We start from the raw sequence: 24,566 nt of genomic DNA, 5'->3' as shown, positions 1-24,566 counted from the left end.
GATTAGAAATGGCGAGACGTGATCAAGATAAGCTTACAGGAAAACAAAAAGCAGCCATTCTCATGATTTCCTTAGGTTTAGATGTGTCAGCTTCTGTATATAAGCATTTAACCGATGAAGAGATTGAAAGGCTTACTCTTGAAATATCAGGAGTTAGAAGTGTCGATCATCAAAAAAAGGATGAAATTATAGAGGAATTTCATAATATAGCGATTGCCCAAGATTATATTTCTCAGGGCGGTTTAAGCTATGCCCGACAAGTTCTTGAGAAGGCGCTGGGAGAAGATAAGGCTGAAAACATACTAAACAGGCTGACTTCTTCTCTGCAAGTTAAACCATTTGACTTTGCCAGAAAAGCAGAGCCTGAACAAATTTTAAATTTCATTCAACAAGAGCATCCGCAAACGATGGCTTTAATCTTGTCTTACCTTGACCCTGTGCAGGCCGGACAAATTTTATCCGAGCTGAATCCTGAGGTTCAGGCAGAAGTCGCAAGAAGGATTGCGGTAATGGACAGAACGTCACCTGAAATTATTAATGAGGTAGAACGGATTCTGGAACAGAAATTATCCTCCGCATTCACTCAGGACTATACACAAACCGGCGGAATCGAAGCTGTTGTTGAAGTCTTAAATGGTGTAGACAGAGGAACAGAAAAGACGATACTGGATTCCTTGGAAATTCAGGATCCTGATCTTGCTGAAGAAATCAAGAAGCGGATGTTTGTCTTTGAGGACATTGTTACACTTGATAACCGCGCAATTCAGAGGGTTATTCGCGATGTTGAAAACGACGATCTGCTCCTTTCATTAAAGGTGGCAAGCGAGGAAGTCAAAGAAATTGTATTCAACAATATGTCACAGCGTATGGTTGAAACATTCAAAGAAGAAATGGAATTTATGGGCCCTGTACGTTTGAAGGATGTAGAAGAGGCTCAATCAAGAATTGTAAGCATCGTCAGAAAGCTTGAAGAAGCCGGTGAAATTGTGATAGCAAGAGGCGGAGGAGACGATATTATTGTCTAATATCATTAAACAAGAATCATCTTTTTCCCCACAGCAGGAAAGAAGGAAGCTTTCTTTACAAGAGGTTCGGATTGATCATACACACCTTTTACAGACTGAAGAAAATCCGGAAGCTTTAATGGCCCGGGTCAAAGAAGAAGCTAATCGGATTTCCGAGCAAGCGAACAGCCAGATGGAAGATATCCGCCGTCAAATCGAGCAGGAAAAAAATGATTGGGCGGCTGAAAAACAGCGGCTTATTGAAGAAGCGAAAGCAGAAGGATTCGAACAAGGTGTGGCATTAGGGAAAACTGAAGCCTTACAACAGTATGCTGGGCTGATCAGTCAAGCAACCAGCATAATGGAAATGTCCAGAAAAGCTGTAGAGGACAAACTTGAAGATGCCTCCGGAGAAATCGTTGAGCTTGCCGTTGCGTTAGCTAAAAAAGTATGGCAGCAAAAAACTGATGATAAAGAGGCCTTTATCCTGCTTGTGAAACAGGTGGTAAACGAAGTAAAGGAATATGACGATATATCAATATATGTAGATCCTTATTACTATGAAACAGTTTTTCAGCATAAAAACGAAATTCAGCAGCTTCTATACAAAGAATGCCGGCTTGGTTTATACGCCGACGAAAAAGCTGAAAAAGGATCATGTTATATAGAAACTCCTTTTGGGAGAGTAGATGCAAGCATTGATACCCAGCTGGTGCAACTGAAGCATAAGCTCCTTACAGCACTGGAAGCAGGTGCGGATCTATGAAGACACAGAGTCTGATAGATTGTATAGAAATGACAGACTCGTATAAGCGTTATGGAAAAGTGAAACGGGTAATCGGCCTGATGATTGAATCAAAGGGGCCGGCAAGCTCAATTGGCGATCTATGCCTGATTTATGCAAAGGGTCAATCAGGTAAAGTCATCAAAGCTGAAGTTGTTGGCTTTCAGGAAGAAAATATTCTGTTAATGCCCTATTTAGAGGCCGCAAGCATTGCACCCGGGAGCATTGTTGAAGCCACCGGTGAATCTCTTCGTATAAAGGTAGGAGCCGGTCTGATCGGACAAGTCATTGATGCGTTTGGCGAACCGCTCGACGGAAAAATTTTGCCGAAAGGACTTTCGCCTGTATCAACGGAGCAATCACCGCCTAACCCGATGAAACGTCCGCCTATCCGTGAAAAGATGGGTGTTGGAGTCAGGTCTATTGACAGTCTGCTGACTGTCGGAAAAGGCCAGCGGATTGGTATTTTCGCAGGAAGCGGCGTCGGAAAAAGCACATTAATGGGAATGATCGCTAAACAGACCGAAGCTGACTTGAACGTAATTGCACTTGTTGGAGAACGCGGTCGAGAGGTTCGGGAGTTTATTGAAAAAGATCTGGGAGCAGAGGGACTGAAGCGGTCAATTGTAGTCGTTGCTACCTCAGACCAGCCTGCATTAATGAGGTTGAAAGCCGCATATACGGCGACAGCCATTGCTGAGTACTTTCGTGATAAAGGCCAAAATGTCATGTTTATGATGGATTCTGTCACAAGGGTGGCGATGGCTCAGAGGGAGATCGGACTTGCCGCTGGAGAGCCCCCGACGACAAAAGGATATACACCCTCTGTGTTCGCTATTTTACCTCGGTTGTTAGAGAGAACAGGTGCAAATGAACACGGAACAATCACAGCGTTTTATACAGTGTTAGTAGACGGAGATGACATGAATGAACCTATTGCTGATACCGTACGCGGAATTTTAGACGGACACATTGTGTTAGACAGGGCTCTTGCTAATAAAGGCCAGTTTCCTGCCGTCAATGTGCTAAAAAGCATCAGCAGGGTGATGTCAAACATCTCGACAAAACAGCACTTAGACGCAGCGAATAAATTCCGTGAACTTTTATCAACGTATCAAAATTCTGAAGACCTCATTAATATTGGAGCTTACAAAAGAGGGTCCTCAAGAGAAATTGATGAGGCGATACAATTTTATCCGCAGCTTATTCAATTTCTGAAGCAGGGAACAGAAGAATCAGCATCATTGGAAGAAAGCATTGCAGCATTAACTAGTTTGACAGGAAATGAGGAATAGAACGTGGCCTATCAATTTAGATTCCAAAAGCTGCTGGAACTAAAAGAGAACGAGAAAGACCAGTCTTTATCTGAGTATCAGCAATCAGTTTCTGAATTCGAAACTGTAGCGGAGAAACTATATGAGAATATGAGCAAAAAGGAATTGCTTGAACAAAATAAAGAAAACAAACTGAAAAGCGGGATGAGCGTTCAAGAGATGAGGCATTATCAGCAATTTGTCTCAAATCTTGAAAACACAATTTATCACTACCAAAAGCTTGTCATTATGAAAAGGAATCAAATGAACCAAAAGCAAGAATTGTTAACAGAAAAAAATATTGAAGTGAAGAAGTTTGAAAAGATGCGTGAAAAACAGTTTAAAATGTTTGCTCTTGAAGACAAAGCTGCAGAGATGAAAGAAATGGACGATATCTCGATCAAGCAGTTTATGATTCAAGGCCATTAGGAGCGAATGTAATGTCCGGCAAAAAGAAAGAATCAGGTAAATTCCGATCGGTGTTGCTGATTATTATCCTTCCGCTGATTTTTCTGCTTATAGCAGGGGGGATTGTTCTCTGGGCGGCTGGTGTCAATGTCTTAAAGCCGATACAGGAAGCTGCAGCCAAAACGCCAGTGCTTAAAGAATTGGTTCCTGAGACCGAAGATAAAAAAGATACATCATCAACAGCTAAGAATAACAGTAATACGGCGGCTCTGGAAAAAACCATTAAGGATCAAAAAAGTGAGATCAGTATATTGAATAAAGATTTAGAAACAAGCAAATCTGAAATTGACAGGCTGAATCAAAAGATCCGTTCTCTTGAAAAAACAGCGGAAGACCAAAAAAAGACATCGAAGGATAACTCAGAAGAATCATCAAGTTCTGATACAGCTTCTAATGATAAAGTCATCAGTGTTTATAAAAGCATGGACAGCGGAAAGGCTGCTAAAATCATTGCCCAATTAAAGGAGAAAGAAGCGCTGAAAATATTGAATGGACTGAGCAAAAAGCAGCTTGCTGAAATTTTGGCAAAAATGACTCCTGAGCAAGCGGCAACATATACAGAAAAAATTGCTGCCAGCCAAGAATAGGGGGAATAAAGGTGAAGCTGCTTGAATTAGCCGGACCTCGGCTGCAAACTACAGCAGGGACAGCTGCTAAAACAATCAAAAATAGCCAGGGAGTTTTTCAAAATTGGCTTATGTCTGAAGCCGGCTCGAAAGAACCTTCATCACAAGGAAAAGGGACTCTGACTGACGATCAGCTTTTGAAAGATGCCTGTAAAAAGATCAGTGGTTGGCTAAAAGCAACTCCTGAAAATCAAGACAAGCAAAAAGCCGATCTTCTGCAAACGTTAAGTAAACTAACAGGAAAGCAACTGGATGAATCCGCTCAGCAAATATTACAGAGCCTACTGCAAGCAGTTGAATTAAAATTGGCTGACGAAACAGATCAACTGCACAGGGGGCAAATACTTGCAGAAAAAATCATTTCTAAAGATAAAACGGCTCTGACTGCAAAGAATTCAGCTGGTGATGCCGCTACTGATGAACTCAAGTCTGATAGAGAGCAAGGAGTTCAGGAAAATGAGGCATCAGCAGAAGTTGATAAAGCGCTTATCTATATCCAAATGCTTATCAGTCAGCTTTTAGAAGGAAATAAAATGACTGACCGTGATCATCAAGCTCATACTGTTTACAAAAATGGAGATGAATTTCTTTCTGCATTAGAAAAAAAGGGCATATCTGAACAGCTTATTCAGGATCTTAAACAGCAGATATTTACAAAAGATGAGTCAAGTTCAAAGCTTTATACGATGTCAAAGTCAGAGCTGAAAAGTTTTCAAAGCTTAATGGAACAGATGTCATTGCTTCCTCAAAAAGGGACGAAGGAATGGAATATGACTGAAAGTCAGCTGAAAGCTTTCTTGTTATCGAAATCATCCGAATCATCACAAGATGTTGCAAAACGTGCCCTTACACCGGACACTCCAACGTCAGGTAATAAAAGTACGACAGATTCCGCTGTAAGTATTCAGCCTATAGATAGTAAGTCGGGAATTCAAATGATGTTTTCAGGCTACCGGAGCACCGGAGGAGTTCAGACACTCGATTTGCAGCTCTCATCTGATTTACATACAGCAGAAACAAAAACGGTTGCTGATCAAGTGATCAGTGCATGGAAGCAGATGAAATATACACCCTTTGGGAGATCAACCGGCAGCTTTACAATTCGGCTGAACCCTGAACATTTAGGATTTGTCACAATTAAGCTGACAAATGAAAATGGAATGTTCCAGAGTAAAATTATTGCATCCAGTCAATCTGCAAAAGAGCTGCTCGAACAACATCTGCCTCAGCTGAAGCAATCACTGCCCAATATGGCTGTCCAAGTTGACCGTTTTACTTTGCCGATTCAAAGCGGAGACCAGCCGATATATGGCCAGCTTGCTGATGAACAGAAACAGCAGCAAGAGGGACAGAAGCAGCAAAGACAGAAAAAGCAATCAAACGAGTTTGGAGATTTGCTTGATGAAGTGTCAATGGTTGAATTGGAGGAAGAAGAATGACATCAATAAGCTCAGAATATAAATTGCCTGAAAAAAAAAGCAGCACTGCGCCTGCAAGTAACAGCAGCTTGGGAAAAGACGAGTTCTTAAAAATATTAATGACTCAAGTCCAAAACCAAGATCCGCTTAATCCGGTTGATGACAAAGAATTCATCAGCCAGATGGCAACTTTTTCAAGTCTGGAACAGATGATGAATCTGAATACGACGATGACAAAATTCGTTGAAAACCAAGATCCGTTTACAACGTATGTTGATTGGATGGGAAAAGAAGTATCTTGGACTGATGGTAAAAGTGCAACAGATAAAACAGGCACAGTAAGCTCTGTAAAACATTCTCAAGGAAAATATTATCTCGTTCTGGATGATGGGACCGAGATCAGTCCGGCGAATGTCATGTCTGTGGGACAATCTTCTAAATAAAAACATCTGGGGGAATATATTATGTTACGTTCACTTTATTCTGGAATCAGCGGTATGAAAAACTTTCAAACTAAACTTGATGTTATCGGCAACAATATTGCCAACGTAAATACAGTGGGATTCAAAAAGAGCCGGGTTACCTTTAAAGATATGGTGAGTCAAACGATTGCCGGCGGTTCAGCTGCTGGTGCAACAATCGGCGGAACTAACTCTAAGCAGATCGGTTTAGGTTCATCATCTGGCACAATTGATACCATTCATTCAACAAGCGCAACACAAAGCACAGGAAGAACGCTTGATTTAGCAATTGACGGCGACGGTTATTTTCAAATCGATACAGGTGATGGAACGGCTTACACAAGAGCCGGAAACTTCTATTTAGATAATACCGGAACATTAGTGACTGGTGACGGCTACCATGTATTAAATATGACCGGAGGAACAATAAAAATTCCTCTTGATGCTCAAAGCTTTAGCATCGGATCTGATGGAAAAGTATCAATTGTTGATGCTGGCGGTAAACCACAAGATGGCGGCCAGATTGGAGTTGTTACTTTTGCAAACAGTGACGGTTTAGATAAAATCGGAAGCAACTTGTATCGTGAATCTTTGAACTCTGGAACTGCTAGTGCAGCTAATCAGCCTGGTGACGGCGGTACGGGTGCCTTGAAGTCAGGATTTCTAGAAATGTCTAACGTTGATTTAACTGACGAGTTTACTGAAATGATTGTCGCTCAGCGTGGGTTCCAATCAAACTCCAAGATTATTACAACATCGGATGAAATCCTTCAAGAGCTGGTTAACCTTAAACGTTAAGGAGGGAGGGGAGGCGAGTAATCGTTTCTCCGCTGTTTTATGATTAAAGTAACCCGTTTAAATGGGCAGCCCTTTACGCTGAATGCGTTATTTATTGAACAGATTGAATGCTTTCCGGATACTACAATCACACTGTCGAACGGTAAGAAGTTTGTAGTAAAAGAAGATGAAGAAGCTGTTCTGGAGAAGATTGTGTCTTTCTATCAAAAAATACAAATATTTTCAATGGACCATGGAATAGAGGAACCGGAATGAAGAAAAAATTATTGATCATTTTAATCATTATTCTTATCGTAATTGGTGCTCTCGGGGCGGCGGCTTATTTTGTTTTAGGCGGAAAGTCCGAAAAAAGTGAAGCAAAACGAAGTATTGATGAAATCGTTGCATCTTCTGTTGATGTAGCAGAAATCACAACGAATTTAAAGTCCGATAACATTATTCGCTTAGCGATTAAACTTGAAACGGACTCTGATAAATCAAAAGAAGAACTTGAGAAACGTGACTTCCAAGTGAAAGATGCTGTTATATCACTGCTGGCTGATACGAATGCTGATGAGATTGAGGGAGACAAGGGAAAAGAAACCTTTAAGAAGGAACTAAAAGATAAAGTGAATAGCTACCTCCAAGAAGGAAAAGTAGAAAAAGTGTATATTACCTCTTTTAATCTGCAATAAAGCATAATTTGACAGAATACGGAGGTGAGGAAAATGTCAGGAGAAGTTCTCTCCCAAAATGAAATAGATGCACTGCTTTCTGCAATATCAACAGGTGAAATGGATGCTGAAGAGCTGAAAAAAGAAGAAAAAGAGAAAAAAGTGAAAGTTTATGATTTCAAACGTGCGCTACGGTTTTCTAAAGACCAAATCCGCAGTTTAACAAGAATTCATGACAATTTTGCAAGACTTCTTACAACTCACTTTTCTGCTCAGCTCAGAACGTATATCCATATATCGGTCAGCTCTGTTGATCAGGTTCCATACGAGGAATTTATCCGATCCATACCGAATATGACGATTCTGAATTTATTCGATGTCCATCCGATGGAAGGCAGAATTATGATGGAGGTCAACCCGACGATTGCCTATACGATGATGGATCGTGTGATGGGCGGCATCGGGATCAGTCATAATAAGGTTGATAGTTTAACAGAAATTGAAACGAAAATTATTTCTAATTTATTTGAAAATGCACTGGGAAATTATAAAGAAGCTTGGCAGTCCATAGCTGATATTGAACCCGAAATGACTGAGTTTGAAGTGAATCCGCAATTTGTTCAGATGGTATCTCCTAATGAAACGGTTGTTGTTATTTCACTCAACACCCAAATCGGGGAAATCAGCGGTGTCATTAATCTTTGTATCCCGCATATCGTCCTCGAGCCGCTCATACCAAAGCTTTCGGTCCATTATTGGATGCAATCAGAAAGAAATGAACCGAAACCTGAGGAAACAAAGTCGCTTGAAAAACGTATCATGACAGCACAAATACCTGTCGTGGCCGAACTCGGCACATCTGAACTGACAATAGAAGAGTTTTTAAGTTTAGAAGTCGGAGACTGCATAACTTTGGACAAATCAGTAACAGATCCTCTTACTGTATTGGTCGGAGATAAGCCGAAATTTTTAGGACAAGCCGGCCGGGTGAATCGAAAACAGGCAGTGCAAATTTTAGACCACGACATAAGAGGTGAACAAGATGGAGAATAACAGATTATCTCAAGATGAGATTGACGCGCTTCTTAATGGCACGAGCAGCACACCGGACGAGCCTGAGGCTCCGGAAGTGCATGACTTATCGGACATGGAGCGTGATGCGATCGGTGAAATCGGAAATATTTCATTCGGCAGTTCAGCGACAGCTTTATCCACGCTTTTGAATCAAAAAGTTGATATTACAACTCCAAACGTAACTGTCATCCCAAGAAGCAAAATCAGTGATGCGTTTCCTGAACCGTATGTAGCAATTGAAGTGAATTATACAGAAGGTTTCAGCGGCAGCAACCTGCTAGTCGTCGAACAAAGTGACGCGGCTATTATTGCGGACCTAATGATCGGGGGAGACGGGAAAGGGGCAGATCCTTCACTTGGAGAGATTCATTTGAGTGCGGTTCAAGAAGCGATGAACCAAATGATGGGGTCGGCAGCAACGTCAATGTCTACTGTATTCAGTAAAAAAATTGATATTTCACCCCCGCGTGTAGAACTGCTTGATGTAAATGAAGAAAAAGGAACAGACCGTATTCCTGCTGATGAAATGCTGGTTAAAGTTTCTTTCCGCTTGAAGGTGGGCGAGTTAATAGACTCTAACATCATGCAGCTTTACCCGCTGACATTTGCTAAAGATTTGATCTCGAGTCTTATGACCACGGAAAGTCCAGCTGAAGAAACAACGCAGGATTCTGACGTTACATATGAACAGCCGCAAGAGCCTGTAACGCCTGAGCCGCGCATCGAACAGCAGCATGCGCCGGCTAAAAGACAGGGGAAACCGAAAAAAGCAGCGCCTGTTCAAGTTTCACCAGTGGAATTTTCATCATTTGATCCGAATGAGAGCACACAAGCTCCTATAAACAATCTGGATATGCTTTTGGATATCCCGCTTTCAATCACTGTTGAACTCGGCAGAACGAAAAGAAGCGTAAAGGAAATTTTAGAGCTTTCAGCCGGAAGTATTATTGAGCTTGATAAATTAGCCGGTGAGCCGGTTGATATTTTAGTGAATCAGCGTATCGTTGCCAAAGGCGAAGTCGTGGTCATTGAGGAAAACTTCGGAGTAAGGGTCACTGACATTTTAAGCCAGGCAGAACGCATTAATAATTTAAAATAAAGAAACACGAGGAGAGAGAAAAAATTATGGCACATAGAATTTTAATTGTAGATGACGCAGCATTTATGAGAATGATGATCAAAGATATTTTGGTGAAAAACGGTTTTGACGTAGTAGCAGAAGCCGAAAATGGCGCTCAGGCTGTAGAAAAATTTAAAGAGCATTCTCCTGACTTAGTTACAATGGATATCACAATGCCAGAAATGGACGGTATCACTGCATTAAAAGAAATTAAACAAATTGATGCACAAGCTAAAATCATTATGTGCTCTGCTATGGGACAGCAATCAATGGTTATCGATGCTATTCAAGCAGGCGCTAAGGATTTTATCGTAAAACCTTTCCAGGCAGACCGTGTGCTTGAAGCAATCAACAAAACATTAAGCTAAAGGGTGTACGACTGTTGAAAAAGAGTCAATATTTCATTGCTTTTATATGTTTTTTCATTTTATTCAGTGTACATCCGCTTGCTGCTGATGCCGCGGCATCTGATGAATCAACTGTAAACGAATGGTTTCAAAAGAAAGATGAAAAGACAGCAGATAAGTCAGAGCAAAAGAAAGAAAAAACGACACAAACTGCTGATGAGACGGAGGGAGCTGCTGCTCCTTCTGTTTCAGCCTTTGATTTTGTGAAGATGATTTTCGCTTTATTGTTTGTCATCGCGCTGATTTACGGGCTTGTTAAGCTTATGAACAAAAGAAACCGGCTGCTAAAGCCTTTTCAATATGTCGAAAATATCGGCGGAACATCGGTTGGCCAAAACCGATCTATCCAATTGATTAAAGTCGGCAACAGTGTTCTCGTCGTTGGGGTAGGAGAGACGATACAGCTTCTTAAAGAAATTGAGGATGAAAAGGAAATCGAAGATATTCTCAGTCAGCATGAAGAGGCGATGTCAAGCAAAATAGAGTGGCAAAAGCTTGCGAAACCCCTAAAGGGTTCTGAGAATCAGCCGCAGCAAAAGCTGACTTCATTTTCAAAAGCATTAAAAGAGCAGCTTGAAGAGCTAAAACAAAACCGTTCAGAAGGAAAAAAGAAAGGCCCACGTCATCATGAATGAGTTTATAAATATTTTCAGTTCAAGCGATCCGGATAACGTCAGTTCAACGGTTAAACTACTATTATTGTTAACTGTATTTTCAGTGGCGCCTGGAATATTGATTCTTATGACTTGTTTTACCCGCATCGTCATCGTTCTGTCTTTTGTCAGAACTTCACTGGCGACGCAATCAATGCCGCCAAATCAGGTCCTAATCGGCCTTGCGCTATTTTTAACGTTTTTTATTATGGCTCCCACTTTTTCAGAGATTAATAAAGAAGCGCTGACACCGTTGATGGACAATAAAATCAGTTTGGAAGAAGCGTATACAAAAGCTGAGGAACCGATTAAAGAATTTATGAGTAAGCATACAAGGCAAAAGGATTTGGCACTGTTTATGAATTACGCGAAAATGGATAAACCCGAATCGTTAAAGGATATTCCTCTTACAACGATGGTTCCCGCTTTTGCCATTTCGGAGCTCAAAACAGCGTTTCAAATAGGCTTTATGATTTTTATCCCCTTTTTAATTATTGATATGGTAGTGGCGAGCGTTCTGATGTCAATGGGGATGATGATGCTCCCTCCAGTTATGATTTCTCTGCCCTTTAAAATTTTACTTTTTGTTTTAGTAGACGGCTGGTATTTAATTGTGAAATCTTTGCTTCAGAGCTTTTAGGGTAGGTGCTAAACGTGAATTCAGAATTTGTAATTTCTATGGCGGAAAAAGCTGTATATGTAACGCTGATGATCAGCGCGCCTCTGCTTGCGATTGCTTTATTGGTCGGATTAATCGTCAGCATCTTTCAGGCCACAACTCAAATCCAGGAACAGACTTTGGCGTTTATTCCCAAAATCGTGGCAGTCCTGTTGGCACTGATTTTTTTCGGTCCATGGATGCTGTCGACGATCCTTTCGTTCACAACAGAGCTATTTTCTAATTTAAATCGTTTTGCAGGGTAATACAGTGATGAATTCAATTATTGATCTATTTCCTGCTTTTTTATTGGTTTTTATTAGAATCTCTGCTTTTTTTGTAACAGTTCCGTTATACGGCCACAGAAACGTTCCGGCTGTACATCGTGTCGGATTTGCTTTTTTTCTTGCAGTCATTTGTTTCAGCACGATTGATAAACCCCCGTCTATGGAGGTTGACGAGCAATATATGCTGCTGGCGTTTAAAGAAGCTTTGGTGGGGCTGTGTCTTGGTTTGATTGCTTATATGATGATTGCTGCTGTTCAGATAGCCGGTTCGTTTATTGATTTTCAGATGGGTTTTTCAATTGCGAACGTTATCGATCCGCAAACGGGCGCACAGAGTCCATTGATTGGTCAGTTTATCTATACGATGGCTCTTTTGTTTATGCTGAGTGTCAATGCGCATCATTTGCTGCTGGACGGTATTTACTACAGCTTTCAGTATATTTCAGTTGATCAGGCATTTCCGAATTTTGGCGATGAAAAGTTTGCTTACCTTATCGCCAAAAGCTTTAATGCAATGTTTATTATCGCATTTCAAATGTCGGCACCGGTTGTGGCCAGTTTGTTTCTTGTGGATCTTGCATTAGGCATCGTAGCCCGGGCGGTTCCGCAATTAAATGTATTTGTTGTCGGTCTGCCTTTAAAGATCGCTGTCAGTTTTATCATGCTCATCGTGTGTATGTCCGTTATCTTCGTCGTTGTTCGGAATGTTTTCGGCTTAACGATTGAAACGATGCGGAATCTTTTAGCATTGGTCGGTGTTTCTTAATGAAGCTAAGAATTGATCTCCAATTTTTTGCGGGAGAGAAGACCGAGAAAGCCACTCCGAAAAAACGGAAGGATACTAGAAAAAAAGGACAGGTTGCAAAAAGCTCTGATGTGAATACCGCCGTTTCATTATTAGTCATCTTCCTTTCGTTTATTGCGATCGGCCCGTATATGAGAGACAGGCTGCTGTCATTTATAGAGACATTTTACACGGAGTCACTCACAATGAAGCTCTCAGAATCAAATGTACATACCCTGTTTATCAGCTTATTAAAGGATACTGGCATCGTACTTGCTCCGATTCTGCTCGTCGCTCTTGTTGCAGGAGTTGTAAGCAACTATATGCAGGTTGGATTTTTATTTTCTACGGAAGTGATCCAGCCTAAGCTTGAAAAATTGGATCCGATAAAAGGCTTTAAACGGATATACAGCATGAGGGCGATTGTAGAACTGCTTAAATCGGTTTTGAAAATTGCTGTAGTCGGGTTTGCGGCGTTTGTTGTGCTTTGGGTGCACTATGGAGAAATTCTCCGTCTCCCGCTTTTGACACCTGAAGAAGCACTTTCCTTTGTTTCAAAACTCACCCTGTGGATGGGGCTGAGCGGAGCAGGGGCTTTGTTGATTCTTGCCGGACTCGATTATTTATATCAGAGATTTGACTATGAGAAAAATATCAAAATGTCAAAGCAGGATATAAAAGATGAGTACAAAAAATCTGAGGGAGACCCGATTATTAAGTCTAAAATTAAGCAAAGACAGCGGGAAATGGCAATGAGGCGGATGATGCAGGAAGTGCCGAAAGCTGATGTCATCATCACAAACCCGACTCACTATGCGATCGCACTTAAATATGACGAAGAAAAAATGGACGCACCTTACATTGTTGCAAAAGGTGTTGACCACCTTGCATTAAAAATAAGAAAGATTGCTAAAGAGCATGATGTCATGATGGTAGAAAACAGGCCGCTTGCCCGTGCGTTATATGATCAGGTTGAAATTGATCAGGCAGTGCCGGAAGAGTTTTTTAAAGTCTTGGCAGAAATCTTGGCTTACGTATTTAAAACGAAACAAAAAGTAAATTGAATTTTATGATTCAAAAGGAGAGAAAAAACAGCATGTCAACAAGAGATTTATCCGTTTTAATAAGTGTTGTCCTCATTGTGGCAATGCTGGTGATACCATTTCCTCCATGGCTGTTAAGTATTTTGATCATTATTAATATTTCTCTTGCGTTGATCGTGCTTCTCACCACAATGAATATGCAAGAACCGCTGCAGTTTTCGATTTTTCCGTCTCTGCTGCTGCTTTTGACCTTATTTCGTCTGGGCTTGAATGTGTCCACGACGCGTTCGATCCTTTCGCGCGGTGAAGGAGGGAAGGTTGTTGAGACCTTCGGTAACTTCGTTGTCGGCGGAAATGTTTTAGTCGGACTTGTTGTATTTATTATCTTAATTATTATTCAGTTTATCGTCATCACAAAGGGCGCGGAACGTGTTTCCGAGGTTGCGGCAAGATTTACGCTTGATGCAATGCCGGGGAAGCAGATGAGTATTGATGCAGATTTAAATGCAGGCATGATCAATGAACAGGAAGCGAAACACCGCCGTGAAAAAGTAGCTCGAGAAGCAGACTTTTACGGTGCGATGGACGGGGCCAGCAAATTTGTGAAAGGTGATGCAATTGCCGGAATTATTATTGTAATGATCAATATCATTTTCGGAATCATTATCGGTATGCTGCAGCAAGGCATGGCGATACAAGAGGCAGCCTCTCATTTTACGATGCTGACTGTAGGGGATGGAATTGTATCGCAAATTCCGGCACTTTTAATTTCTACAGCTACAGGTATTGTTGTGACTAGAGCAGCCTCCGAAGGAAACTTAGGTCATGACATCACAGGCCAGCTGTTCGCTTATCCAAAGCTCTTATATGTTACGGCAGCAACCATTCTGCTTCTTGGCTTGTTTACTCCGATTGGTATTTTCCTAACAGGGCCGCTTGCAGGGCTGCTTGCTTTTGGTGGTTATACGCTATCTAAAACAGGCAAGGAAAAAGAAGAAGTAGATGAGATTCTTGAGGAAGAGGCTGAAGTTGACGAGCTCAAAAGCCCCGAAAGTGTTGTACAGCTTTTGCATATAGATCCGATAGAATTCGAGTTTGGCTATGGCCTAATTCCGTTGGCGGATGCTAATCAGGGCGGGGATTTATTAGACCGGATTGTGATGATTCGCCGTCAGCTGGCGCTGGAACTTGGGCTTGTCATTCCTGTCGTGCGTATCAGAGACAATATTGCTTTGCAGCCCAATGAATACCGATTGAAAATTAAAGGAAATGAAGTAGCGAAAGGCGAGCTATTACTAGATCATTATCTAGCAATGTCGCCTACGCCTGAAGACGACCTGATTGAAGGGATCGAGACAGTAGAACCGTCGTTTGGACTTCCAGCTAAATGGATTGGTGAATCGGTGAAGGATGAAGCTGACATGTTGGGCTATACAGTTGTAGATCCGGCTTCAGTTGTCTCAACACATATTACAGAGAAAATTAAGCAGCATGCTCATGAATTAATCGGCAGACAGGAGACGAAACAGCTGATTGATCATTTGAAAGAAACGTATCCGGTCCTAGTGGAAGAGGTTACGCCAAATCCATTATCTGTCGGAGATATTCAGAAAGTGCTGGCTAAGCTGTTAAAAGAAAAAGTTTCAATCCGCAATTTGGTAACCATTTTTGAAACGCTTGCCGATTATGGAAAACTGACAACAGACTCTGATCTTTTGACAGAGTACACAAGGCAGGCGCTTGCTAAGCAAATTACTGCCCAGTTTGCCAAAGAAAATGAAGTGTTAAAAGTTATCACTTGCTCGGGCCGTGTAGAAAAGGCAATTGCTGACGGCGTACAGCAAACAGAACATGGGAACTATTTGTCGCTTGAACCTGATGTGTCGGAAAGCATTGTGCGCTCTGTTGCAAAAGAAGCCGAACAGCTCTCAATACGGCAAGAAACTGCGATCCTTCTTTGCTCGCCGCCTGTAAGGATGTATGTGAAACAGCTTCTGGAACGATATTTTCCAGATCTCCCCGTTCTTTCTTATAACGAGCTTGAGGCTAATGTCGAAGTTCAAAGCATTGGAGTGGTGGATATTTAATGAAAATCAAAAAATTTACTGCTGCTTCAATGCAAGAAGCGGCACTTCTTATCAGAAAAGAACTAGGTAATGAAGCAGTTATACTAAATTCTAAAAAAATTAATAAGCGAAAATGGTTCGGGCTTTTAAAAAAACCGGCTGTTGAAGTAATTGCCGTATTGGATCAAGATTTTCTTGAGAAAAAGACAGCTGAAAAGGCAGCAGAGCCGAAACAAACGTCAAAATCACCTGTCAGCAGTCCGAAGATAGAGGAGAGGATAACCCCTCAAATGCCTGCTCAATCTGAGCCAGGCGATTTTTCAGCTTATCAATCCGTACTTCCTGAATCGCTCAGAAAAGCCGAACTGCTTTTGGATGAAACCGGCGTTAATGAATCAATTAAGACCAGTACTATGAAAAAAATACTGCAATTCTCTGTTGAATCGGGCGGACTGACGGAAGAAAACGTGGTCGGTAAACTTCAGGATATTCTGTGCGAGGCACTTCCTCCAGCAAACAAGTGGCAGGAGCCCATTCATTCGAAATATATCGTGCTGTTTGGTTCAACGGGTGCGGGAAAAACAACAACGCTTGCAAAACTAGCAGCGTCTGCTCTGCTTGAAAAACAGAAAAAAATTGCTTTTATTACAACAGATACTTACCGGATTGCAGCTGTTGAACAATTGAAAACATATGCCGAGCTGCTGCAGGCTCCTATGGAAGTTTGTTATACAAAAGAGGAATTTCAGCGTGCGAAAGAATTATTTGCTGAATATGATCATGTATTTATCGATACAGCAGGAAGAAATTTCAGAGAACAGCAATATATTGATGAACTGAAAGAGACGATTCCTTTTGAAAGCAGCATTCAGTCATTTCTCGTTTTGTCAGCGACTGCAAAGTATGAAGATATGAAACACGTTGTCAGACGTTTTTCATCTGTTCCTGTCAATCAGTTTATCTTTACTAAAATAGATGAGACTGCTTCATTAGGCTCTGTATTCAGTATACTGGCAGAATCGAAGATAGGCGCCGGGTTTATCACAAACGGCCAGAATGTGCCGGAGGATATACAGACAGTCTCTCCGCGGGAGTTTGTAGGGATGCTGTGCAGATGAACAGATTTGACCAAGCAGCAACTTTACGGGCGAAAATGAAGAAGCGTCAGCGCGATCTGCCGATTGTTTTTGAACAGAAAGCTAAAACACTTGCAGTCATCAGCGGCAAGGGCGGTGTCGGAAAATCCAACATCACTTTAAATATGGCTCTTGCGCTGCAGAATAAAGGTAAGAAGGTACTGCTTATTGATCTTGATATCGGAATGGGCAACATTGATATATTAATGGGAAACTCATCCTCCGCCACGATTATTGACGTTCTAACTGAGCTCAAGCCTTTTATGCAATCCATATCTACAGGGCCAAAGGGTCTACGGTATATATCTGGCGGAACTGGGCTGGATGTGATGTTTCAGCTGGACCAGAAAAAATGGACCTTTTTTGCTAATGAGCTTTCTCATGCGTTAAGTCAGTTCGATTATGTACTGTTTGACATGGGGGCGGGCTTATCAAAAGACCAGCTGCCTTTTATTTTATCAGCAGAAGACATTTTGATCATAACAACCCCGGAGCCTACAGCCATTATGGATGCATACAGTGCTGTCAAACATCTCGCGCTGACAGGAAATCAGCTTTCAATGAAAGTAGCAGTCAATCGGTGCCGTGATCAAAAGGAAGGGCTTGACGCTTTTACCCGCCTTTCCCGGACCATTCAGATGTTTTTAGGCGAAGCGGTTCAGTTTGCCGGTTCAGTCCCCGACGACGGGATCGTGAGCGAAGCAGTTGTCGAACAGGTTCCTTTTTTATTAAAAAGTCCTCAGGCAAAAGCCAGCCGGTCAGTCCGTCTCTTAGCGGACGCCTTGTTTGAAAGAGAAGAAACTAGACACGAAGAAGAAAAACAGACATTTATTGAGAAATTATCTTCTTTTTTAATGAGGAGGGCTTAATTTGATTCGTGTGCTTGTAGTTGATGATTCGGCATTTATGAGAAAAATGATAAGTGATTTTCTAACCGAGGAAAAGCAGATAGAAGTAATCGGAACTGCGAGAAACGGAGAAGAGGCACTTAAAAAGATAGAGTTGCTGAAACCGGATGTTATTACACTTGATATTGAAATGCCGGTGATGAATGGAACAGACACACTACGGAAAATTATTGAGATTTATCAGCTGCCGGTCATTATGGTTTCAAGTCAGACCCAGCAAGGAAAAGAGTGCACGATTAACTGTTTAGAGATAGGAGCCTTTGATTTTATCACAAAGCCATCTGGTTCTATATCTTTAGATTTATACAAAATTAAAGAACAATTAGTTGAGCGGGTCATCGCGGCTGGACGTTCTACTCAACAAAAAGCTGCGGCTCCGACGGTCATTCGGCCTGAGCCTAAACCTAAACCCATCGCTAAGCCAGTATGGAGTCAGCCAAAATCTGGTCCAAGCAGACATATTGTTTGTATCGGAACGTCAACGGGTGGCCCAAGGGCGCTTCAAAAGGTAATACCCAAGCTTCCTAAAGATTTAAACGCGCCTGTAGTCGTTGTACAGCACATGCCTGAAGGCTTTACTGCTTCTCTGGCTGATCGGCTGAACCATCTGTCTGACATTCATGTAAAGGAAGCAAAAGATGGCGAAGCAGCTATTAACGGCTGTGTGTACATAGCTCCGGGGGGGAAAAACATATCCGTTATCAAAAACAGCGGCAGTCTTAAAATCGTGCTTGATAATCATGATACCCCAAGCCGTCACAAACCATCAGCAGACTACTTGTTCCGTTCTGTCGGCAAACTTGCAGACTATGAAAAAGTAGCGGTCATTATGACTGGAATGGGCAGCGACGGTACTGCCGGTCTTAAGGACATGCTTGCGTCCGGCAATGTGAAAACCATTGCAGAGTCTGAAGAATCTTGTGTTGTATTTGGGATGCCGAAAGCAGCCGTTAAGGCGGGCCTCGTTCATGAAATTAAACATGTGGAAGATATCGCAGCATCCATCACAAGCTGTGTGAAAAAAGAGAGGGTGTGATTCAAATGGATATGAATCAATATTTAGATGTCTTTATTGATGAAAGTAAAGAACATTTACAAACATGTAATGAAAAGCTGCTCCTTTTAGAGAAAGACCCGACAGATCTTCAGCTCATCCACGATATATTCAGGGCTGCCCATACACTAAAAGGAATGAGTGCAACAATGGGTTATACAGATTTAGCCCATTTAACCCATTTGCTTGAAAATGTATTGGATGCTTTTCGAAACGGAGATATGGCAGTTACATCAGACTGGATGGATATCTTGTTTGAAGCCCTGGATCATCTAGAAGCAATGGTTCAGTCTATTATTGACGGCGGGGATGGTAAAAGAGACATCTCTGAAGTGAGTGCAAAGCTTGACGTGAACGGTGTGCATGCTGAGACTGCTGCTTCAGCGGAACCTGCTGAAGCGAAGAGTTCAGCATCTGACTGGGAATATGATGAGTTTGAACGAACAGTAATAGAAGAAGCAGAGGAGCAGGGTTTCAAACGGTATGAAATTACAATTTCTCTGAAAGAAGACTGTATGTTAAAAGCAGTTCGTGTATATATGGTTTTTGAGAAGCTAAATGAAATCGGAGAGGTAGCCAAAACAATACCGAGTGCGGAAGTGCTTGAAACGGAAGATTTCGGCACCGACTTCCAGGTTTGCTTCTTAACGAATCAAACGGCTGAAGACGTTGAACAGATCATCAACGGAGTTTCAGAGGTTGAGCAGGTTGAAATTATTCAGGGCTCGCCTTTACAACCAGCTGAAAAACCGGAAGAGCCTCAGGCGGATTTACCAGCTGCTGCACAGACACCTGTTAAGCAGGACAAACAAAAGCAGCCTGCTAAAAACGATGAACAGTCGAAGCATACAGCCGGCGGATCTAAAACAATTCGAGTCAATATTGACAGACTTGATTCTTTAATGAACCTGTTTGAAGAGCTTGTCATTGACCGCGGGCGTCTTGAGCAGATTGCAAAAGAGCTTGAGCACAATGAATTGACTGAAACAGTAGAGCGAATGACGAGAATTTCCGGCGATTTGCAGTCTATTATTCTCAACATGAGAATGGTTCCGGTTGAAACCGTTTTTAACCGTTTCCCGAGAATGATTCGCCAGCTTCAAAAAGAGCTGAATAAAAAAATCGAACTCTCCATCATCGGCGCGGAAACAGAACTTGATCGAACAGTAATTGATGAAATTGGAGATCCGCTCGTTCACTTAATCAGAAACAGTATTGACCATGGAATTGAGTCTCCGGAAACGCGTTTGCAAAAAGGAAAACCTGAGTCTGGAAAAGTTGTGCTGAAAGCTTATCACAGCGGAAATCACGTCTTTATTGAAGTGGAGGATGACGGAGCAGGCCTTAATCGCAAAAAAATCCTTGAAAAAGCGCTTGAGCGCGGTGTCATTACGGAAAGAGAAGCTGAAACCTTAGAAGACAATGAAATTTATGAATTGATATTTGCTCCGGGGTTCTCTACAGCTGATCAAATTTCGGATATTTCCGGACGGGGCGTCGGACTTGATGTTGTAAAAAACAAACTCGAATCACTCGGCGGTTCAGTCAGTGTGAAATCTGCAGAAGGACAAGGATCACTATTCAGCATCCAGCTTCCGCTTACATTGTCCATTATTTCAGTTCTGCTGATCAAATTGGAAGAAGAGACATTTGCGATTCCGATTTCTTCTATAATTGAAACGGCAGTTATCGATAGAAAAGACATTCTCCAAACGCATGACCGTGAAGTCATCGATTTTAGAGGCCATATTGTCCCTGTCGTTTATTTAAAAGAAGAGTTTAAAATAGAAGATACTAGACAAGACGCGGAACAGCTCCATATCATTGTCGTGAAAAAAGGCGACAAACCTACTGCATTTGTGGTGGACTCCTTTATTGGCCAGCAGGAAGTTGTGCTGAAATCACTCGGAGATTATTTAACAAACGTCTTTGCAATTTCCGGAGCTACTATTTTAGGAGACGGAGAAGTAGCGCTCATTATCGATTGTAACGCACTGATTATTTAACCATACGAGGAGGTGTCTCACATGACTGCAGAAATTAAAACAGGCGAGAAAATGATTGTCTTTATGGTAAACGGCAAAGAATATGCCATTTCTGTCACTCAGGTGAAATCAATTGAGAAATGGCAAAAGCCGACGAGAGTGCCAGGGGTTGAACCTTATATTTGCGGAGTGATCAATTTGCGCGGCGTGGTGACTCCAGTTATTGATTTAAGAAAGCGTCTCAGCTTGCCTGAGTATGAAATTACCGATGAAACACGAATTATCATTATTGCTTATCGTGATATTGAAGTCGGCTGGATAGTGGATGAAGCAAATGATGTCATAACAGTACAGGAAAGTGAAATAGAGTCCGCTCCAGAAAGTGTTCAAAAAGACACGTATGTGTCGATCAAACAGATTGTAAAACAAGAGAACAGGCTCTTAAATATTATTGATGCAAATGCGGTTTTGGATAAAGAATCATCTCAGTCCGCTGTGCCCGATCAAGCTTAATCTTAAAGGGGTTATGACATGAGTATTTTTAATGGAATCAAAGAAGAGCAGATGGACATTTTGCGGGAAGTCGGCAATATCGGAGCCGGCCACTCTGCTTCTGCAATGGCCCAGCTGTTAAATAGAAAGATTGATATGGAAGTCCCGTTTGCAAAGTTATTATCGTTTGATGAACTTGTAGACTTTTTCGGCGGAGCAGAAATGCCGGTCGCCAGCATTTTTTTAAGAATGGAAGGCGATTTGACGGGCTCGATGTTCTTTATAATGCCTTTTTATCAGGCGGAGCAGTTTATCAGAGAGCTGATCGGCAACCCGGATTTTGATATTGAAAATCTGGGTGAAGATCATATGAGTTCTTCCGCTTTGCATGAACTGGGCAATATTTTAGCAGGATCATATTTAACGGCATTGGCTGATTTGACGAAACTCCAGCTTTACCCGAGTGTTCCAGAAGTTTCACTGGACATGTTCGGTGCGGTCATCAGTGAAGGTCTGATGGAGCTCAGTCAGGTTGGGGAACATGCAATTGTTGTTGACACGTCAATTTTTGATCAAAGCCATCAGCAGGAGCTAAAAGCGCATATGTTTATGCTGCCGGACTATGATTCATTTGAAAAGCTCTTTGTCGCCTTGGGTGCTTCATTATGAGTACGACTGAGGCTGCTGTTGTAAAGGTTGGAATTGCGGACGTGAAGATTGCCCGCTTCCCGGATTCGATCCGGACGTCTGGTTTAGGGTCGTGTGTGGGGCTGGTGCTCTACGATAAAGAAAAGCAAACGGCGGGGCTTGTTCATGTCATGCTGCCGGATTCGGCATTATCAAAAACAGCTGAACTCAATCGGGCAAAATATGCCGATACCGCTGTAAAAGCTACGATTGATATGCTGGTAGAAGCGGGCTGCCGAAAGTTTGCGTTAAAAGCAAAGCTTGCCGGTGGATCAGAGATGTTTAAATTTAAAATGACGAATGATTTGATGAAGATCGGACCGAGAAATGTTTTAGCGATAAAGGAACAGCTGTCATTATATAATATTCCGATTATCAGTGAAGATACGGGAGGCTCAAGCGGCCGGACGATAGAATTTGAACCGAAGTCCTGCATGCTGCATATTCGAACTGTTAAACAAGGTGAAAAAACGATTTAATTAAGGTATTAGGGGGATAACAATGCAATCCTTGAATTATGAAGATCAGGTGCTTTGGTCGCGCTGGAAAGAGTGGAAAGATCCTAAGGCCGGTGATGATTTAATGCGCCGTTATATGCCGCTTGTCACATATCATGTAGGCAGAATTTCTGTCGGACTGCCAAAATCGGTGCATAAAGACGATCTTATGAGCCTTGGTATGCTTGGTTTATATGATGCCCTTGAAAAATTTGACCCTAGCCGGGACTTAAAATTTGATACCTACGCCTCGTTTAGAATTCGCGGTGCAATTATTGACGGGCTTCGTAAAGAGGATTGGCTGCCCAGAACCTCGCGTGAAAAAACAAAGAAGGTAGAAGCGGCGATTGAAAAGCTTGAACAGCGCTATCTTCGGAATGTATCGCCCGCAGAAATTGCAGAGGAACTCGGAATGACGGAACAGGATGTAGTGTCAACAATGAATGAAGGTTTTTTTGCAAATCTGCTGTCAATTGACGAAAAGCTTCATGATCAGGATGACGGGGAAAACATCCAGGTCATGATCAGAGATGACAAAAATGTCCCGCCGGAAGAAAAGATCATGAAAGATGAACTGATTGCGCAGCTTGCGGACAAGATTCACGAACTCTCTGAGAAAGAACAGCTTGTGGTCAGTTTGTTCTATAAAGAGGAGTTGACATTGACAGAAATCGGACAGGTATTGAATCTTTCTACGTCCCGTATATCACAAATACATTCAAAGGCACTATTTAAATTAAAGAATCTGCTGGAAAAAGTAATTCAATAAAGAATTCTCATGATTAGCGAGTGAAAAACATGTCAACACTATTATGGCTTTTAAGCTTCACGCTTCACGGCGTTCTTCTGTACGCTGTCATTATCCTGTATATGAGGCTCGCAGCTGTGAAAGAAACAGAAAAACAGCAAAAGAAGATGCTGGAAGAGACGGAGAACACACTTGCGGCATTTCTTCTTGAATTAAAAGAAGAAAATGAGAAGTTGATAGACAACTTGGATGCAGCTTCTAGTCAAACTGAAGAAAAACAGAAGACGGAGCATCTGCACGCAGAACAACATTCAGAGCGGAATGCTGTTCAGGAAGAAGACAACACTCTTCCCGAGCATATCGAAGGTCTAATCAATGAGGTTGAGAGGACGGAAGAGAACGTAAACAGCGATGCCCGATCATTTGAAGATCAAGTTATGGCATTACATGAGCAGGGATATTCAGCTGGTGAAATTGCTCAGAAATTGAAGAGCGGAAAGACAGAAATCGAGCTATTTTTAAAATTTCGCACCAAAGCTGTAAAGGATTCTTGATTGTCGCATCAAGCTGTGTTATATTATGTCTTGGTGTTAAATACACACGCTTAACGATTTATGCAGAGGGTGCTGCAGGCGGCAGTTCTGCACAAAAATGACCTAAGCGGAGGAAAAAAACCATTATATTAGGAGGAAATAACATGTCAGTCATTTCTATGAAGCAATTGCTTGAAGCTGGTGTTCACTTCGGTCACCAAACACGCCGTTGGAACCCAAAAATGAAGCGTTATATTTTCACGGAGCGTAACGGAATCTACATCATTGACCTTCAAAAAACAGTCAAAAAAGTAGAGGAAGCTTACAACTTCACTAAAAATCTTGCTGCTGAAGGCGGAAGAATCCTTTTCGTCGGAACAAAAAAACAAGCTCAAGATTCTGTTAAAGAAGAAGCTCAACGCTCTGGCATGTACTATGTCAACCAACGCTGGTTGGGCGGTACATTAACAAACTTTGAAACAATCCAAAAACGTATTAAGCGTCTTAAAGACATTGAAAAAATGCAAGAAAACGGTACGTTTGAAGTACTTCCTAAAAAAGAAGTCGTTCAATTGAAAAAAGAATTAGAACGTCTTGAAAAATTCCTAGGCGGAATTAAAGAAATGAAGGATCTTCCTGATGCATTATTCATCATCGATCCTCGTAAAGAGCGCATCGCTGTTGCTGAAGCTCGCAAATTAAACATCCCTATCATCGGAATTGTAGATACTAACTGTGATCCTGATGAAATCGATGTTGTAATTCCTGCGAACGATGACGCTATCCGCGCTGTTAAACTTCTAACTTCTAAAATGGCAGATGCAATCTTAGAAGCGAAGCAAGGCGAAGAAGAAGCGGAAGTTGCTGAAGATACTGCACCAGAAACAGAAACAACAACTGCGTAACCTA

The 24,566-nt window shown here is 41.8% G+C and carries 29 protein-coding genes; all 29 read left to right on the top strand.

Features of this window, described 5'->3' with window-relative positions; translation table 11 throughout:
• The first annotated feature begins 8 nt into the window (after positions 1-8).
• The 29 genes from fliG to rpsB all read left to right on the top strand — a co-directional run bounded on the left by fliG (position 9) and on the right by rpsB (position 24,562).
• Entirely contained in the window at positions 9-1,025 is a 1,017-nt protein-coding gene (fliG, locus tag V6D42_RS06205) for a flagellar motor switch protein FliG (protein WP_003231981.1), read from the top strand.
• Entirely contained in the window at positions 1,018-1,770 is a 753-nt protein-coding gene (gene fliH / locus V6D42_RS06200; protein ID WP_333512681.1) for a flagellar assembly protein FliH, read from the top strand. The genes fliG and fliH overlap by 8 nt, the downstream gene beginning before the upstream one ends.
• Positions 1,767-3,083 (top strand): flagellar protein export ATPase FliI, encoded by a 1,317-nt coding sequence (gene fliI, locus V6D42_RS06195; RefSeq protein ID WP_010334248.1) that lies wholly within the window; start codon positions 1,767-1,769, stop codon positions 3,081-3,083. The genes fliH and fliI overlap by 4 nt, the downstream gene beginning before the upstream one ends.
• 3 nt (positions 3,084-3,086) lie before the next feature.
• On the top strand, positions 3,087-3,530 hold the full coding sequence (fliJ, locus tag V6D42_RS06190) for a flagellar export protein FliJ (RefSeq protein ID WP_333512680.1): 444 nt from the start codon (positions 3,087-3,089) through the stop codon (positions 3,528-3,530).
• A gap of 11 nt (positions 3,531-3,541) precedes the next feature.
• Positions 3,542-4,156, top strand: coding sequence for a MotE family protein (locus tag V6D42_RS06185; protein ID WP_333512679.1), 615 nt, complete (start codon positions 3,542-3,544; stop codon positions 4,154-4,156).
• Positions 4,157-4,167: 11 nt separating this feature from the next.
• Positions 4,168-5,634, top strand: coding sequence for a flagellar hook-length control protein FliK (locus V6D42_RS06180; protein ID WP_333512678.1), 1,467 nt, complete (start codon positions 4,168-4,170; stop codon positions 5,632-5,634).
• Positions 5,631-6,056 (top strand): flagellar hook assembly protein FlgD, encoded by a 426-nt coding sequence (gene flgD / locus V6D42_RS06175; RefSeq protein ID WP_333512677.1) that lies wholly within the window; start codon positions 5,631-5,633, stop codon positions 6,054-6,056. The genes V6D42_RS06180 and flgD overlap by 4 nt, the downstream gene beginning before the upstream one ends.
• 21 nt (positions 6,057-6,077) lie before the next feature.
• Positions 6,078-6,872, top strand: coding sequence for a flagellar basal body rod protein FlgG (gene flgG / locus V6D42_RS06170; protein WP_268471251.1), 795 nt, complete (start codon positions 6,078-6,080; stop codon positions 6,870-6,872).
• A 39-nt stretch (positions 6,873-6,911) separates the two neighbouring features.
• Positions 6,912-7,127 (top strand): flagellar FlbD family protein, encoded by a 216-nt coding sequence (locus V6D42_RS06165; RefSeq protein WP_010334253.1) that lies wholly within the window; start codon positions 6,912-6,914, stop codon positions 7,125-7,127.
• Positions 7,124-7,546, top strand: a complete 423-nt coding sequence (fliL, locus tag V6D42_RS06160) for a flagellar basal body-associated protein FliL (protein WP_333512676.1) — start codon at positions 7,124-7,126, stop codon at positions 7,544-7,546. The genes V6D42_RS06165 and fliL overlap by 4 nt, the downstream gene beginning before the upstream one ends.
• Before the next feature lie 33 nt (positions 7,547-7,579).
• Positions 7,580-8,578, top strand: a complete 999-nt coding sequence (gene fliM / locus V6D42_RS06155) for a flagellar motor switch protein FliM (RefSeq protein ID WP_010334255.1) — start codon at positions 7,580-7,582, stop codon at positions 8,576-8,578.
• Positions 8,568-9,698, top strand: a complete 1,131-nt coding sequence (gene fliY, locus V6D42_RS06150) for a flagellar motor switch phosphatase FliY (protein WP_333512675.1) — start codon at positions 8,568-8,570, stop codon at positions 9,696-9,698. The genes fliM and fliY overlap by 11 nt, the downstream gene beginning before the upstream one ends.
• A gap of 26 nt (positions 9,699-9,724) precedes the next feature.
• Positions 9,725-10,087 (top strand): chemotaxis protein CheY, encoded by a 363-nt coding sequence (gene cheY, locus V6D42_RS06145; protein ID WP_010334256.1) that lies wholly within the window; start codon positions 9,725-9,727, stop codon positions 10,085-10,087.
• Between the two features lie 14 nt (positions 10,088-10,101).
• Entirely contained in the window at positions 10,102-10,761 is a 660-nt protein-coding gene (fliZ, locus tag V6D42_RS06140) for a flagella biosynthesis regulatory protein FliZ (RefSeq protein ID WP_333512674.1), read from the top strand.
• Positions 10,754-11,419 (top strand): flagellar type III secretion system pore protein FliP, encoded by a 666-nt coding sequence (gene fliP / locus V6D42_RS06135; RefSeq protein ID WP_010334258.1) that lies wholly within the window; start codon positions 10,754-10,756, stop codon positions 11,417-11,419. The genes fliZ and fliP overlap by 8 nt, the downstream gene beginning before the upstream one ends.
• Before the next feature lie 14 nt (positions 11,420-11,433).
• On the top strand, positions 11,434-11,703 hold the full coding sequence (gene fliQ / locus V6D42_RS06130) for a flagellar biosynthesis protein FliQ (RefSeq protein WP_010334259.1): 270 nt from the start codon (positions 11,434-11,436) through the stop codon (positions 11,701-11,703).
• 7 nt (positions 11,704-11,710) lie between these two features.
• Positions 11,711-12,490 carry a flagellar biosynthetic protein FliR gene (fliR, locus tag V6D42_RS06125; protein ID WP_168747830.1) on the top strand — a complete coding sequence of 260 codons (780 nt, stop codon included), beginning with the start codon at positions 11,711-11,713 and terminating at the stop codon, positions 12,488-12,490.
• A complete protein-coding gene (flhB, locus tag V6D42_RS06120; RefSeq protein WP_168747832.1) occupies positions 12,490-13,572 on the top strand; it encodes a flagellar biosynthesis protein FlhB in 1,083 nt (360 codons plus the stop codon). Before fliR ends, flhB begins: the two co-directional genes overlap by 1 nt.
• Positions 13,573-13,604: 32 nt before the next feature.
• On the top strand, positions 13,605-15,638 hold the full coding sequence (gene flhA, locus V6D42_RS06115; RefSeq protein ID WP_333512673.1) for a flagellar biosynthesis protein FlhA: 2,034 nt from the start codon (positions 13,605-13,607) through the stop codon (positions 15,636-15,638).
• Positions 15,638-16,735 carry a flagellar biosynthesis protein FlhF gene (locus tag V6D42_RS06110; RefSeq protein ID WP_333512672.1) on the top strand — a complete coding sequence of 366 codons (1,098 nt, stop codon included), beginning with the start codon at positions 15,638-15,640 and terminating at the stop codon, positions 16,733-16,735. Before flhA ends, V6D42_RS06110 begins: the two co-directional genes overlap by 1 nt.
• Positions 16,726-17,622 (top strand): MinD/ParA family protein, encoded by an 897-nt coding sequence (locus V6D42_RS06105; RefSeq protein ID WP_333512671.1) that lies wholly within the window; start codon positions 16,726-16,728, stop codon positions 17,620-17,622. The genes V6D42_RS06110 and V6D42_RS06105 overlap by 10 nt, the downstream gene beginning before the upstream one ends.
• A gap of 1 nt (position 17,623) precedes the next feature.
• Positions 17,624-18,697 (top strand): protein-glutamate O-methylesterase CheB, encoded by a 1,074-nt coding sequence (gene cheB, locus V6D42_RS06100; protein WP_326328535.1) that lies wholly within the window; start codon positions 17,624-17,626, stop codon positions 18,695-18,697.
• A gap of 5 nt (positions 18,698-18,702) precedes the next feature.
• Entirely contained in the window at positions 18,703-20,721 is a 2,019-nt protein-coding gene (gene cheA / locus V6D42_RS06095; protein WP_333512670.1) for a chemotaxis protein CheA, read from the top strand.
• Positions 20,722-20,742: 21 nt separating this feature from the next.
• Complete coding sequence (gene cheW / locus V6D42_RS06090; RefSeq protein WP_010334267.1) at positions 20,743-21,213, top strand: chemotaxis protein CheW; 471 nt, start codon at positions 20,743-20,745, stop codon at positions 21,211-21,213.
• An 18-nt stretch (positions 21,214-21,231) separates the two neighbouring features.
• The gene (gene cheC, locus V6D42_RS06085) at positions 21,232-21,861 is read left to right on the top strand and encodes a CheY-P phosphatase CheC (RefSeq protein ID WP_024121415.1); all 630 of its coding nucleotides are present in this window, start codon (positions 21,232-21,234) and stop codon (positions 21,859-21,861) included.
• Positions 21,858-22,358 carry a chemoreceptor glutamine deamidase CheD gene (gene cheD / locus V6D42_RS06080; RefSeq protein ID WP_010334269.1) on the top strand — a complete coding sequence of 167 codons (501 nt, stop codon included), beginning with the start codon at positions 21,858-21,860 and terminating at the stop codon, positions 22,356-22,358. Before cheC ends, cheD begins: the two co-directional genes overlap by 4 nt.
• A 22-nt stretch (positions 22,359-22,380) precedes the next feature.
• The gene (gene sigD / locus V6D42_RS06075) at positions 22,381-23,145 is read left to right on the top strand and encodes an RNA polymerase sigma-28 factor SigD (RefSeq protein ID WP_010334270.1); all 765 of its coding nucleotides are present in this window, start codon (positions 22,381-22,383) and stop codon (positions 23,143-23,145) included.
• 29 nt (positions 23,146-23,174) lie between these two features.
• Entirely contained in the window at positions 23,175-23,678 is a 504-nt protein-coding gene (locus V6D42_RS06070; protein ID WP_333512669.1) for a Swarming motility protein SwrB, read from the top strand.
• A gap of 143 nt (positions 23,679-23,821) precedes the next feature.
• Entirely contained in the window at positions 23,822-24,562 is a 741-nt protein-coding gene (gene rpsB / locus V6D42_RS06065; RefSeq protein WP_010334272.1) for a 30S ribosomal protein S2, read from the top strand.
• The last annotated feature ends 4 nt before the right edge of the window (positions 24,563-24,566 follow it).

It is taken from the genome of Bacillus sp. 0909A, assembly GCF_036765115.1.
Classification (GTDB): Bacteria; Bacillota; Bacilli; order Bacillales; family Bacillaceae; genus Bacillus; species Bacillus mojavensis.
Note: the sequence above shows the minus strand (reverse complement) of the source record. Positions and strands in the feature narration are given on the sequence as shown.